Raw genomic sequence first — 13,311 nt, 5'->3', positions numbered from 1 at the left:
TATGTCAGTAACCCATAAACAAAAAAAGATACATCTGTCAGATGAAGATGTAGCATTTATTAATTCTAAAATTGGTTTAAAATATCTTTTTGCTGATAAAAAACCTGATTTAGAAAAAGTAATTCGTATGACTAAATATGAGAACGAGCTTAAAGGGTTACAAGCAGAGCTTATCAAATTACAAGAATGGACTGCTAAAAATGAAAAGAAAATTGTTATACTTTTTGAAGGTCGAGATGCTGCAGGAAAAGGAGGTGCCATACGGAGAATGACTGCTCATATCAACCCAAGACAGTTTAGAATTATTGCGCTGCCAAAGCCTTCAAAGGAAGAAGAAGGACAATGGTATTTTCAACGGTATATAAATCAACTACCTCAACCTGGAGAAATTGTTTTTTTTGATCGTAGTTGGTACAATCGGGCGGTTGTAGAACCAGTCAATGATTTTTGTACACAGGATCAGTATAATACCTTTATGGGTCAGGTAAATGATTTTGAAAGGATGTTATTAGAATCAGATACTTACTTAATAAAATTTTATTTTTCCATCACCAAAGGTGAACAAGCCCGAAGATTTAACGATATAAAAACCAGCCCTCTAAAAAGGTGGAAAATGACTACTGTAGATGAAAAAGCTCAGGAGTTATGGGATGAGTATACAAAATACAAAGTAAAGATGTTTGAGTACACGAACACAAAAATTTGTCCCTGGATCATTATTGAAGCCGACAAAAAGACCAAAGCAAGAGTTGAAGCAATCCAATATGTGCTGGATAAAATTCCTTATACCAAATAAAAAAAGGGCGTTTAAACACCCATTTTTTATTTACTACTATTTGTTGTTATTTTGATCTATCCCTTTAACCAAGCATTTCTTAATGCTAATTGTTCTTTAGTCGGATTCTCAACCGGAGTTAAGGCTTCTCCTTTGGTGAAAGATTTAGTAAGCTTAGTATCTATTACAATCTCCTCTCCTGCTCTATCTAATGTTACCACTATATTATCACCTTCTTTCCATTGTAGTGTTTTTTGCAATATGGCATTGGCATTTAATAAGGTTAATTCTGTTCCATTAATTTCTCTAATAACATCGTATGGTTTTACTCCGTTATCCGCCCAAAAACTATTTTCGTTTACTAATTCCGTAAAGAAAATAGTACCCTTATCCTGATCACCACCGACAATTATTGCACTACCGTTTCTAACATAATCGGTTTCGATGTCTTTAGTTCCTATAGAAAGTCCTACTTTTTGAAAAAAGTCATTATAATTAATTGGGGTGTCACCTACTACATACGTCTGTAAAAAATCACCAACTGATGGGTATGTCATAGCTGTAATTTCTTCAATAATCTTATCATCTTCAAAGGGTTTGTTTTTTCCATATTTCAAAGACAGCTCTTTCATAAGTGACAAAATGCCTCGGTTACCTTCACTTTCTTCTCTCATTAAAATATCAATACACATCCCAATTAATGCACCTTTTTCATAAACATTTGCATAATTCTTAGCATAGGGTTCGTTTAGTATATTCTCGCTCATGACCGTAAAACTCATAGCATCATCAAACATACTGGCAGACTCAATCTTACTCATCATTTTAGTATAAAATTCTTCCTCTGGGACTAAATCTTGATTTACCTGAAAAACACTTGCAAAATATTCAGTGACTCCTTCATACATCCATAAATGTTTAGAAAAAGTTGGATCATTATAATCAAAATAATGAACATCCTCAGAATGCACGCTTAATGGTGTTACTATATGAAAAAACTCATGAGAAACGACGTCAATCATAGCAGATGTTAAAGCGTCTTCTGGAATTGCTTCTGGTAATACTACTACAGTAGAAGTATGATGTTCGAGTGCTCCGAAACCTGTTGGTGCAGACGCTGTTTGAGGAGCAAGATATAAATAGATATCATATCTAGGAGTACTGTCTATATCTCCCAAATATGCTTTCTGAGCCTTCATCATCTTAAAAACCGTTTCTTTAATTCCTGCTGCAGTGTATACTTTATTAGGAGAATATACACTTAAAACAATCTTTATACCACCTACTTCGAACTCTTCTACATCCAATTTACCATACATCATGGGATTATCTGTAATATCAAAATACCTCGTAGCAAAATACTTATCAGTAGTAATACTTCCGTCTTCACTTGCCTCAAATCCTACTTTTTGTAAAGCAGAAGTTCGCTGCATTGCAGTAGGTGCTTTTACTTCTAACGCATATTGATTGTTTTTTAATACATCAAAATATCCTATAAAGCCGTGAAGATTCAATACAAAATTATCTGGCTCTATATTCGTACCCGATGGTGAAAAAGGAGCACTCTCACCAGTGTTTTCGATGTCATATGTATCATTAACCTGATAGACGATTTTATCCAATTGCTTAGCGTTAGTAATAATCCAGGTATTGGCATCTAATTTCTCACTTGGCAACTCTACCCCGTTATAATCAAGCGCTCTAAAACCATCCACAAACTTTCCAAAATCACTAACAGCATAAGTTCCTTGTACTACTTTAGGAAGAAAATATTTTACCGTGTCTTGTATAAACCGTCCTGGATTGATTACAACAGGAACTTTATCATCTTTTATCTCAGTTAAATCTACTGCTGTAGCTATTGGTGTATTTGAAGCAATATCATTTGCATTGTTTATAGATCCACATCCTATTAGTACCAATCCTATGAGTACTATCATTAAGGTATTCTTCATGTATTTCAATTATTTTCTTTTGTTTACTTTGCTAGACGCAAAAAATTAATGGGTGTTACAATTTTGATCCTGCAAAATATATAATTTGTATAGACTTTAACCTATTTTTGGCTATTATTTACTTACACATATCACTTTTGGATATTTTAATTAACGCACATCGAATACGACTTTCTGAGAATCCAGCATTGTTTGATTCTTCAAAACCGACCATTATATTTTTGCACGACTCTTTAGGTTCAATCGAACTTTGGAGGGATTTTCCTCAAAAAATAGGTGCATCAACAAATGGTAATATTCTTTCGTATGATCGTCAGGGTTATGGTAAATCAGATGACTTCTCTGAATTAAAAAGAAACAAAGAGTACCTTCGTAACGAAGCAGGTATACTAGTTGAACTAATAAATCAATTAGCACTAAAAAATGTAATTCTTTTTGGTCATAGTGATGGTGGAAGTATTGCATTATTAGCAGCCAGTTTATACCCAAAAAAAATAAAAGGAATTATTACAGAAGGAGCACATGTTTTTGTAGAAAAAGAAACACTGGAAGGTATACGAAATGCTAAAATAGCTTATGAAACTACTTCTTTAAAGAAAAAACTAACTAAATATCACGGTGATAAAACAGAAAATGTATTTAGGATGTGGACAGAAACTTGGCTTTCTCGATCTTTTATAGATTGGAATATAGAGAATTATCTCGGGAGGATACAATGCCCGTCCTTAATTATACAAGGTGAAAAAGACGAATACGGCACTTTAGATCAGGTTTATAGTATTACCAAAAAAACTTTGGGCAAGTCTGAATCACTTATCATTCCTAATACGGGACATACTCCACATAAGGAAGCTGCCGATATCGTTATTGAAAAAACTATGGATTTTATCCTAAATTTATGAATTTGTGTTAGTATTTTCCTCAAAAAAATTGAATCTGACTGTTTAAAATAATAAATATCTATTTTTGAAAACTCACATAAAATTTAAAAAATCATGAAATTCATCAAATCATTTTTGATTATACTCTTTCTTAGCTCAGTCGTATACGCTCAGGAAAATTTAGAGTATCAAAAACCTGTAAAAGAAATTTTAGACTTGGTAGATGTGTCGCTAGCACCATCTATACGAATTGATCAAAAAGGAGAGCATATAATTTTTCTTTATCGAGATGGCTACAAGACTATAGCAGAATTATCAGAAAAAGAAATGCGACTGGCAGGGTTGAGAATTAATCCAAAAACCAATATTTCTAGTCGTACAAACTACTATAATAATATAAAAACAAAATCGATAGATAGCGAACCTGTGCAAGTAATAGGGCTTCCTGAAAACCCTAGAATTTCTAATATTTCTTGGTCTCCCGATCAGACTAAAGCAGCATTTACTAATACAAGTTCTAATGGAGTTGAACTATGGGTCCTAGATATCAAAAGTAATAAAGCAACTAAAATAACTGATGCTACTTTAAATGCTAATATAGGATCCCCTTTTAGATGGTTTAAAGATAATGAAGCCTTATTAGTAAAGTTCCTGCCTAAACAGAAAAAAGATTTGATTAACGTAGATAAAGCTATTCCATCAGGTCCTGTCATCTCCACAAGTGAAGGTACAAAAGCACAAAACAGAACCTATCAGGATTTATTAAAAAACCCAAATGATGAATATAATTTTGAACAATTAGCTACTTCAGAGATCTTTAAAGTAAGCCTTGACGGAACTAAAAAATCATGGGTAAAAGTTGGAATGATTCGTAATTACTCTTTTTCTCCAGATGGAAACTATGTAATGATTACGGAAATAAAGAAACCTTTTTCTTACTTGGTTCCTTACTATCGTTTTCCTCAAGAAACTACTATTTACAAGAGTTCTGGAGAAACCTTGAAAACTATTAATAAAGTTCCGATTGATGAAGTGCGCCCTAAAGGGTTTATGGCCACAAGAATTGGAAAAAGAGCTATCAGTTGGAGAACAGATAAGCCGTCAACCATAGTTTGGGCTGAAGCTTTGGATAAAGGAGACCCAGATATCGAAGTTAAATTTCGAGATGAAGTTTTTCAACAAGATGCACCTTTTGATGGTAAACCAGTATCTTTATTAAAAACAATAAATAGATATAATAGTATACAATGGAGTAATAACAAAGAAATAGCATTTGTATATGATTATTGGTGGAATACTAGGAACACTAAAACGTATATTTTTAATCCAAATAACCCTTCTGAAACTCCAAAGATAATACATGACAGAAATTATCAGGATAGGTATAGTGATCCTGGAAATTTTGTAACGGTAAGAAACGAATTTGGACGTTCAATAGTTGCTATTAATATGGGGAAAGTATACCTTACAGGCGATGGTTATAGTCAAGAAGGACAATTCCCTTTTATTGATCAATTAAATTTAGAAAGTAACACAACAAAAAGAGTTTATAAATCTTCTTATACTGATAAAATAGAGAATATTTATTTTGCTACTAACCTAGAAAAAGGAGAATTTCTTGTTCGAATTGAATCTTCGAGCGAATACCCAAACTATTATATAAGAAATATAAACGTTAAGGACGAAGTAAAACAAATTACTAATTTTGCTAATCCCTTTGCTGCGCTACAAGATGTACATAAAGAAGTTATCAAATATAAACGAGATGATGGATTAGAATTATCTGGCACATTGTATTTACCTATTGGGTATGATAAAACCAAAAAGGAGAAAATGCCTATGATCTTATGGGCGTATCCAGAAGAATTTAAAGATAAAAAAAGTGCATCTCAGTCGACATCCAATCCCAATGAATTTACATATCCATTCTGGGGCTCCATGATCTATTGGATCACCAGAGGTTATGTAGTACTTGACGATGCCTCTTTTCCTATTGTAGGAGAAGGTGAAGAAGAACCAAATGATTCCTTCAGAAAACAATTAGTATCCAATGCAAAAGCTGCAATTGATGCTGTTGATAACCTAGGATATATCGATAGAGACCGGGTTGCAGTAGGAGGACATTCTTATGGAGCATTTATGACGGCAAATTTATTATCTCATTCTAATCTTTTTGCAGCTGGCATCGCAAGAAGTGGTGCTTATAATAGGACATTAACTCCATTTGGTTTCCAGAGTGAGGAAAGAAGTTATTGGGAAGCTCCAGAGGTTTATTATACGATGTCACCATTTATGCACGCCGATAAAATGAAAACTCCTCTTCTACTTATCCATGGAAAAGCTGATAATAATTCGGGAACCTATCCATTGCAAAGTGAACGCTATTTTAATGCTTTAAAAGGTTTGGGAGCCACTGCCAGACTCATTATGCTACCCAAAGAAAGTCATGGATATAGAGCAAAAGAGTCTATTCTTCATCTTTTGTGGGAGCAAGATCAATGGCTTGAAAAATATGTTAAAAACCGAAAAACACCTGTCTCTGAAGAGACAAATTAACTTGATGATGGTGTCTGGCAGATTAATTTATCAGATACCATCTCTAATTTGAAAAGAATATAAACCCACTCTATTAAGGCAGGAGATTTTTTGCGATTATATCCCTTAGATCATTTTTATTTAAGGGTTTGTTAATAATATCGTTCATTCCGATAGCAAGGCATTCTTCTTGCACTTCTCCTAATTCTGCGGCAGTCAATGCTATAATTGGTGTTTTTTTATCAAATTCCCTGATTCTCTTTGTTGCTTCACTACCATTTAGATATGGCATGTTAAGATCCATAAGGATCAAATCAAAGTCTTCTTTCTTTACCATTTGTATAGCATTAAAACCATTTTCTACAATCACACAATCGTACCCAATTAAACTTAAAAGATTTTTAGTTACGATTTGATTGATTTTGTTGTCCTCTGCAACCAATATGCGACGATAAACATTTGTAGCTCCATTATTTCGTTCATTAGTAGTTTGTTCTTCTCCTTCCTCCAAAATTCCCAGTTCAAGATCAAAATAAAACTTAGTACCTCTTCCTTCATTACTTTCTAAAAAGACCTGACTATTCATCATTTTTAAAAGATTTTTCACTATAGAAAGACCGAGACCGGTACCCTCTACATTATTCGATTCTCTATCAACCTGTGAAAATTTCTCGAATACAAAATCTTTTTTATCTTCCGGAATTCCGACGCCACTATCCTCAACTTCATACCGAATATGAATATTATTTTTTTCTTTACGAAGTATCTTTATTCTCAACCATATTTTTCCGTTTTCGGTAAACTTAGAAGCATTACCGATCAGGTTAATCAAAATTTCTGATAGTCTTAGAGAGTCTACGCTAAGAGAGTCTGGCAGATCGTTAGGTACATCGAGAATAAGTTCGTTATTTTTACTTTTTGCCTGATATTCGAAAGAATTTAATAGGTTTTGTGAAAGCTTAAATAAATTGGTTGGTGTTTTTGCAAGTCGTACTTTATTAGATTCTATTTTACTTATCTGAAGTACATTGTTAATCAGGTTTAAAAGATAATCTCCAGAAAACTTTAAGGAACCTAATAATTGTTTATGTTTTTCTAATATATCCTCCTCTTCGAGTAACAAAGATGTTATTCCAACTACTCCATAAAGTGGAGTTCTTAGTTCGTGGCTTACTGTAGATATAAACTGGGATTTTACCTGTGTTAGTTTTTCAGCTTCTGCCTTTGCTTCTATGAGCTGAGCATTTTTATCTTTCAACACATCATTTAGCCTTTTCTTCGATCTATATCCCAGATATAGAAAAAATACAGTAGCAAATAAGAATATTAACCCAGCTACAGAAATCATATTAATAATTCTGTTGTTTTTAGCCATCTTTGCCTGATATTCTTTTTCTGTTTTTGTTATTTCTAATTCTCTTTTGTACTCATCTACATTAAAACTCACTCTGGCAACTTCTATTTGTTTTAATTTTTCTTTGCTGTATACTTTATCTTTGTAATCTTGGTATCGTTTAATATCCTTATAGGCTTCTAAAGGATTACCCATTTCTATGTGCATCTCAGCTCTAGCTTCATATAGGTAAGACAATTCTAATAACATATTATGCTTTTCTGCAATTTCTACAGATTCTTCAAAATAGTTTTCAGCTTCTTCGAATTGATTATTACCCAATGCAAGTCTCCCTTTTAGATAAAAAACTTCACAATACCCTTCAATATCCCTGTTTTCAATAACTAATTTTTCTGCTTCCTCTAAATACGGAGCAGCTTTATCAAAATCTTTGATATCAACATAAGTCCAAGCCAAATTAATTACAGGGGACATATACTCCTGGGAGTTATCCAGTAATTTACCTAGTTCAGTTGCATTAAAATAAAAAACTAATGATTTTTCGAGATCTTTATATCCATCAGAGTACACATTGCCTAATCCATTATTATTCCATAATATCAATAAAGAATCATTCGCTTTTTCTGCATATTCTAATGATTTTTTATAATACTGTTCTGCATTTTTATGATCTACAAGTGTCTCGTAATTATATGCCATTAAATAATAGGCTTCTGACTTATAATGATCGTTGCCTAACTCATGTGCATAATTAGCTGCTTTAATTGCATATTCGAGAGATTCTTTAATCTTATACTCAAAGGTTAGGTTATTTGAGGTATCAATTAAATATTGTAAACTATCATTAATTGGAAAATTAGATTCTTGCTGCGTGTACACCAAGTAAGGAATAGTAAATATAAAATATATGGATAATAGTACTTTCCTCAAAATGCATATCATTAAAATGATTATCTTCAAAGATGTAACAATATGAGCAAATTTAAATAATAATCAATCTTTAAGGTTAATTTACGAAAAATAAGTAAAAAGTCCCTTGTTTTATCGAGTTACTCTAAGAATTATTAGCTCTTTCTTTTATTTTTTTACTGTTTCTGGTCACACTATAAATTCCTAAAATTACAATAGCAGAGCCAATAACCTGTGAGGCAGATATACTTTCATTTAGAAGAAAAAAAGCTAGGATAATGGTTGATACTGGTCCAAGGCTTCCTATGATAGCTACTTTTGATGCTCCTAGTCTGCCTATGGCATATGAAATAAGATATGATGGAATGATGGTAGAAAAAAAAGCCATTAAAATAGCCAAAACATACACTTCTGATTCATAATTTAAAAGGTTTCCCCTATCAAAAAACAAATATTGTAAAATAATACAAAAAGAAGATACAATCATAACATATGATGTAAATCTGACAACCCCAAACTTGGGGATTAACCAACCACTTCCTACCAGGTAAGTAGCATAGGTTATGGCACTTAAAAATATTAATAAAACTCCTAATGTTGTATCCGTATTGTCTTGTTGAAGCTCATTCCAAAAAGTAATCAGTACCCCAATATATGTTATCGATATAGCTATTAACTGTTTTTTGGTAATCTTATTTTTTAAAAATATTCTGGAAATGATTACCACTAATGTAGGGTATACAAATAAAATAATACGTTCCAGACCTGCTTTTATATATTGCAATCCAAGAAAATCAAAATAACTTGCTAAATAGTACCCAATAAAACCAAAAAATATAATCCAGAAATAATCTATTTTATTAATGTTTTTGGTGTTCGTGGGTTGGTCAATTATGGCAATGGTTAAATAAAAAGGGAGTGCGAACAACATCCTGAATAACAATAAATGTTCTGAGGATATACTGTATTTATAAGCCATTTTTACCATCACTGCTTTAGCAGAAAAAAGAATGACACCAACTATGGCTAATACAATTGCTAAAAGGATTGGTTTCGATTTTTGCATTGTATAAAATTATATACGATCATTCATTAAACTTTCTTGGAAATGAAAAATTTACGACGTCCAACAACAAAAAACCTCTTGAAAGAACATTCGAGAGGTTTTTGTAAGTGATAAACTCTTTTCTATGATTTTATACATTAAACAAGAAATGCATGACGTCACCATCATGTACTACATAGCCTTTTCCTTCTACTCCTAGCTTTCCTGCCTCTTTTACTTTGGCTTCACTTCCATATGACACATAATCATCATACTTTATAACTTCTGCTCTAATAAATCCTTTTTCGAAATCTGTGTGAATCACGCCAGCTGCCTGAGGTGCAGTGGCACCGATAGGAATTGTCCAGGCTCTCACCTCTTTTTCGCCAGCAGTAAAATATGTTTGTTGATTTAATAACCTATATGCCGCTCGAATTAATATAGAAGATCCAGGTTCTTCTAACCCCATATCCTGAAGAAACATTTGTCTTTCTTCATAATCATCTAGTTCTGTAATATCCGCTTCGGTTCCGACAGCCAAAATAATTACTTCTGCATTTTCTGAAGCAACTGTTTCTTGTACTCTTTTTACATGATCATTTCCATTAACTGCTGCGCTTTCGTCTACATTACATACATATAATACTGGTTTATCAGTAATAAATTGTAACGGTTTTACAAATGCCAGATGATCATCTTCAGGAATTTCTATTGCTCTAATTGATCTTCCTGCTTCTAAACCTTCTTTTAATTTTAGCAATACAGCTTCTTCTTTCTGTGCTTCTTTATTACCGGTTTTTGCTGCTCTTTTGATCTTATCCAGTTTTTTTTCGAGGGTTTCTAAATCTTTTAGCTGTAATTCTATATCGATAGTTTCTTTATCTCTAATTGGATCTATAGAACCATCCACGTGCACTATATTATCATTATCGAAACATCGAAGTACATGAATAATAGCATCAGTCTCCCTGATATTACCCAAAAATTGATTTCCTAAACCTTCTCCTTTACTTGCTCCCTTCACCAACCCGGCTATATCAACAATCTCTACAGTAGCTGGGATAACACGCTCTGGATTCACCATTTCTTCAAGCTTTTCTAATCTCTGATCTGGCACATTTACTACGCCTATATTGGGTTCGATTGTACAAAATGGAAAGTTAGCACTTTGTGCTTTCGCATTAGACAAACAATTAAAAAGTGTTGATTTTCCAACATTTGGTAATCCAACTATTCCTGCTTTCATAAGTATTGATCTATAAAGACAAATATACTATTTGCCCTAAATTTTTGAGAGTGCAAAGATAACAGTATTAACTCATAGTATACAAGTACCAAGTAAAGAGATTGTAATTAAAATATCTTGTAACTATATAAAAGAAACACCAACATTTATTGCACCTAAAAGTCATATCAAGAACTTGCAGTATATAATCCTAGTCTTATCAAGAAAAACATTTCTTTAACTTTTTTTGTAATTTTATAACACTAAATAGATAAATCAATGAAAACTTCAAGTACCCTAATAACCATTTTATTTTTCTTCTGCACTTTTGTCAGCTATGCACAATCCGAGGAGAAAAAAGAAGAAAAAGAACAGTCTACAGCCTCGAAAGCTAAAGAGAATTCATCTGAAGAAATAGTAACTAAAATAATTAGAATTAAAGGTGCTAATGGAGAAGAAAAAGTAATTAAACAGCAACAAGTGATCACTAAAAAGAGTGAAGTTAAACTAAGTCCCAATGAGGAGCACGATGAAACCAATAGAACCGCTGTGTATACACCTCAAGAAGTATCTATAAAAAATGCAGGCACAACGTCTACCCAAAAAATATATAGTAGCGTTGCAGACGGTACAGGTTATATCGTGACCCTTATTGATGAAAAAGGTGAAAAAATAGCAAAAGCAAAACCTCTATCAAATGGGTATTACCTTATTAACAGCGGGAAAAATAATAATTACTTAGGACATTTTGATAACGCTAAAAATCTTGTTATAGAAACCTACGACTCGGCAACCGACGCTATCGTATCTGTTACTTATAAATTAAAATAGTCTAAATACTTTTTATAAATATTAAAAAGACCCAATAAAAACATTGGGCCTTTTTGGTGGTTGATCTATCTACAAAAACGAATATCAATACATACGATAGTAATCTGAAATGTAAAACTCTTTAGTTAACACTTAGTTCTTTAATTGATACTTGTCCATATACATTCGAGCCAGAATGACTACTACTAGTAGATTGCAAATAACATCCTGCTTTGAAATAATTCTCATCTGCGTCTCCTATATCAACAGAGGTAAACAGGTTTCTTACTCTATTACCGCTATTATTTAATTCATACAATGTTACTACACTATTTCTCATTGTTAGCTCAAAATAATATTCTGTATCCATGTTCATCTCAAAATCAATAGTTCTTCCGCTACCCTCAATTTCCTCGGTTACATAACCCAAAATTCTAAGATCTACACTACCTGAATTTTGACCATTACTACCTTGTACTTGTACACGGATTACATCATCATAATTATCATTTCTTTCATGAATTTGACCAAAACATAATTTCCCAGAAGGAGGGAGATCTTCAACTCTGAACCTCCACTTCATGGAATGTTCTGTATTGGTAGTTCCATCCCAATAGTTATCTCCCCCATTAACTTTTTCTCTCAGTTCTGATCTTGGATTCGAAGAACCGCCCGAAGTTGGATTTCCGGGATAACATCTAAAAGCTGCGTATCCGTTATTTTCAAAAAAGAAATGACTTTCGCTTGTACTTGCGTTATCAGCATAATTTAATCCATTATCGTTGCTTCCTATATTGAGACTTCCGCTAAAACCGTTTAGTTTCCAAGCGCTTCCTATAATACTTGCCGCAGTTCCTCCTGATGGGGGCGGTGGTGGATTTACTGTCCCTCCTACTTCAGTGAAAAACCATTTTTGACTATCCCACCCATTGTATGCATATTGATCTACATTGCTTCCATTTGATGTTCCTTCTACTCGTAAACTTTTTCCGCTATCTCTATTTTTAAGCCTGAAATATCCGTTACCAACAGAAATTATTTGCCACTGTTGGTGCGTAGTACCGTAATATGCCCATTGTTGAACATTAGCTCCATTAGCATTACTCCCACTAGATACCTCAAGTGATTTACCACTATCCACACCTTTTAACCGAACATACCCATTACCAACAGAAATTATTTCCCACTGTCGATGAGTGGCTCCCGTATTAGCATCCGTACCCCATATCTGAAGATTTGCACCATTACTATTACTTTTCCCAGTAATATCCAACGTACGAGCGCTTTTAAGGTTTTTTATAGTGTAAATTTTTCCTATAGCTGGTGTTGCTTTTACTTCAGAATTCTCATCTTTGATCACGGAATTCTCTGAATCAATAAATTCTTCATTTTCGCAAGAAGCCCCTACTAAAGTTAATGTAATGACCAGAAAAAATTTAGAAAAATAATGCAAATAGAATACATTATTTTTTGTACAAAAAGTTTTCATAATTGTTTGTTTTGAATAGTTAATATAATTTGTGTTAAATATTTGGTTGTCCAAAAAAATTATTGGTTAACCAATTATGATTTCACAATATTAGTCATTTATTCATACAACTCAAACGTTTTCGTAAAAAGATTTAACTTTTTGTATTAAAATGATAATTTTACACACTAAAAATAACGGATTCTGCATTGATTAATACAGATTATTACACTTAAATTAATTACACTTCCTTAATTCCAAACTTGTGGATTATAGACAATAATAAAAAACTTCATTTAGGGTTTATTGTATTATTTATTGAATATATTTATTCATTAAACCAATAAATATATT

General features: G+C 32.6%; 9 protein-coding genes. 4 read left to right on the top strand and 5 right to left on the bottom strand.

The annotated features are described in order from the left end of the window. Position 1 precedes the first annotated feature (1 nt). Positions 2-796 (top strand): polyphosphate kinase 2, encoded by a 795-nt coding sequence (gene ppk2 / locus ACWGOQ_RS17875; RefSeq protein WP_452057877.1) that lies wholly within the window; start codon positions 2-4, stop codon positions 794-796. Positions 797-852: 56 nt separating this feature from the next. On the opposite strand, the gene ACWGOQ_RS17870 is transcribed toward ppk2, so the two are convergent. Continuing rightward, positions 853-2,730 (bottom strand): M61 family metallopeptidase, encoded by a 1,878-nt coding sequence (locus ACWGOQ_RS17870; protein ID WP_452057878.1) that lies wholly within the window; start codon positions 2,728-2,730, stop codon positions 853-855. A gap of 137 nt (positions 2,731-2,867) precedes the next feature. Here ACWGOQ_RS17870 and ACWGOQ_RS17865 point away from each other — a divergent pair, with 137 nt between their 5' ends. Next, a complete protein-coding gene (locus ACWGOQ_RS17865) occupies positions 2,868-3,632 on the top strand; it encodes an alpha/beta fold hydrolase (RefSeq protein WP_452057879.1) in 765 nt (254 codons plus the stop codon). 93 nt (positions 3,633-3,725) lie between these two features. After that, positions 3,726-6,167 carry an alpha/beta hydrolase family protein gene (locus tag ACWGOQ_RS17860; protein ID WP_452057880.1) on the top strand — a complete coding sequence of 814 codons (2,442 nt, stop codon included), beginning with the start codon at positions 3,726-3,728 and terminating at the stop codon, positions 6,165-6,167. A gap of 73 nt (positions 6,168-6,240) precedes the next feature. On the opposite strand, the gene ACWGOQ_RS17855 is transcribed toward ACWGOQ_RS17860, so the two are convergent. From ACWGOQ_RS17855 to ychF, 3 genes are all read right to left on the bottom strand, one after another. Beyond that, positions 6,241-8,430, bottom strand: coding sequence for a tetratricopeptide repeat-containing hybrid sensor histidine kinase/response regulator (locus ACWGOQ_RS17855; RefSeq protein WP_452057881.1), 2,190 nt, complete (start codon positions 8,428-8,430; stop codon positions 6,241-6,243). A gap of 124 nt (positions 8,431-8,554) precedes the next feature. Then, complete coding sequence (locus ACWGOQ_RS17850; protein WP_452057882.1) at positions 8,555-9,475, bottom strand: DMT family transporter; 921 nt, start codon at positions 9,473-9,475, stop codon at positions 8,555-8,557. A 130-nt stretch (positions 9,476-9,605) separates the two neighbouring features. Continuing rightward, complete coding sequence (gene ychF, locus ACWGOQ_RS17845) at positions 9,606-10,700, bottom strand: redox-regulated ATPase YchF (RefSeq protein WP_452057883.1); 1,095 nt, start codon at positions 10,698-10,700, stop codon at positions 9,606-9,608. 258 nt (positions 10,701-10,958) lie between these two features. Here ychF and ACWGOQ_RS17840 point away from each other — a divergent pair, with 258 nt between their 5' ends. Continuing rightward, the gene (locus ACWGOQ_RS17840; RefSeq protein ID WP_452057884.1) at positions 10,959-11,510 is read left to right on the top strand and encodes a hypothetical protein; all 552 of its coding nucleotides are present in this window, start codon (positions 10,959-10,961) and stop codon (positions 11,508-11,510) included. A 121-nt stretch (positions 11,511-11,631) separates the two neighbouring features. Here the strand turns inward: ACWGOQ_RS17840 and ACWGOQ_RS17835 are convergent, their stop codons facing one another. Further along, positions 11,632-12,978, bottom strand: coding sequence for an RICIN domain-containing protein (locus tag ACWGOQ_RS17835; protein ID WP_452057885.1), 1,347 nt, complete (start codon positions 12,976-12,978; stop codon positions 11,632-11,634). Between the last annotated feature and the right edge of the window lie 333 nt (positions 12,979-13,311).

Source organism: Aquimarina ulvae (assembly GCF_053613295.3).
Note: the sequence above shows the minus strand (reverse complement) of the source record. Positions and strands in the feature narration are given on the sequence as shown.

Excerpts from the sequence above, each read along its gene's own strand:
- ppk2 (WP_452057877.1), top strand. The coding sequence starts at position 2 with ATGTCAGTAACCCATAAACAAAAAAAGATACATCTGTCAGATGAAGAT.
- ACWGOQ_RS17870 (WP_452057878.1), bottom strand. The coding sequence starts at position 2,730 with ATGAAGAATACCTTAATGATAGTACTCATAGGATTGGTACTAATAGGA.
- ACWGOQ_RS17860 (WP_452057880.1), top strand. The coding sequence starts at position 3,726 with ATGAAATTCATCAAATCATTTTTGATTATACTCTTTCTTAGCTCAGTC.
- ACWGOQ_RS17850 (WP_452057882.1), bottom strand. The coding sequence starts at position 9,475 with ATGCAAAAATCGAAACCAATCCTTTTAGCAATTGTATTAGCCATAGTT.
- ychF (WP_452057883.1), bottom strand. The coding sequence starts at position 10,700 with ATGAAAGCAGGAATAGTTGGATTACCAAATGTTGGAAAATCAACACTT.
- ACWGOQ_RS17840 (WP_452057884.1), top strand. The coding sequence starts at position 10,959 with ATGAAAACTTCAAGTACCCTAATAACCATTTTATTTTTCTTCTGCACT.
- ACWGOQ_RS17835 (WP_452057885.1), bottom strand. The coding sequence starts at position 12,978 with ATGAAAACTTTTTGTACAAAAAATAATGTATTCTATTTGCATTATTTT.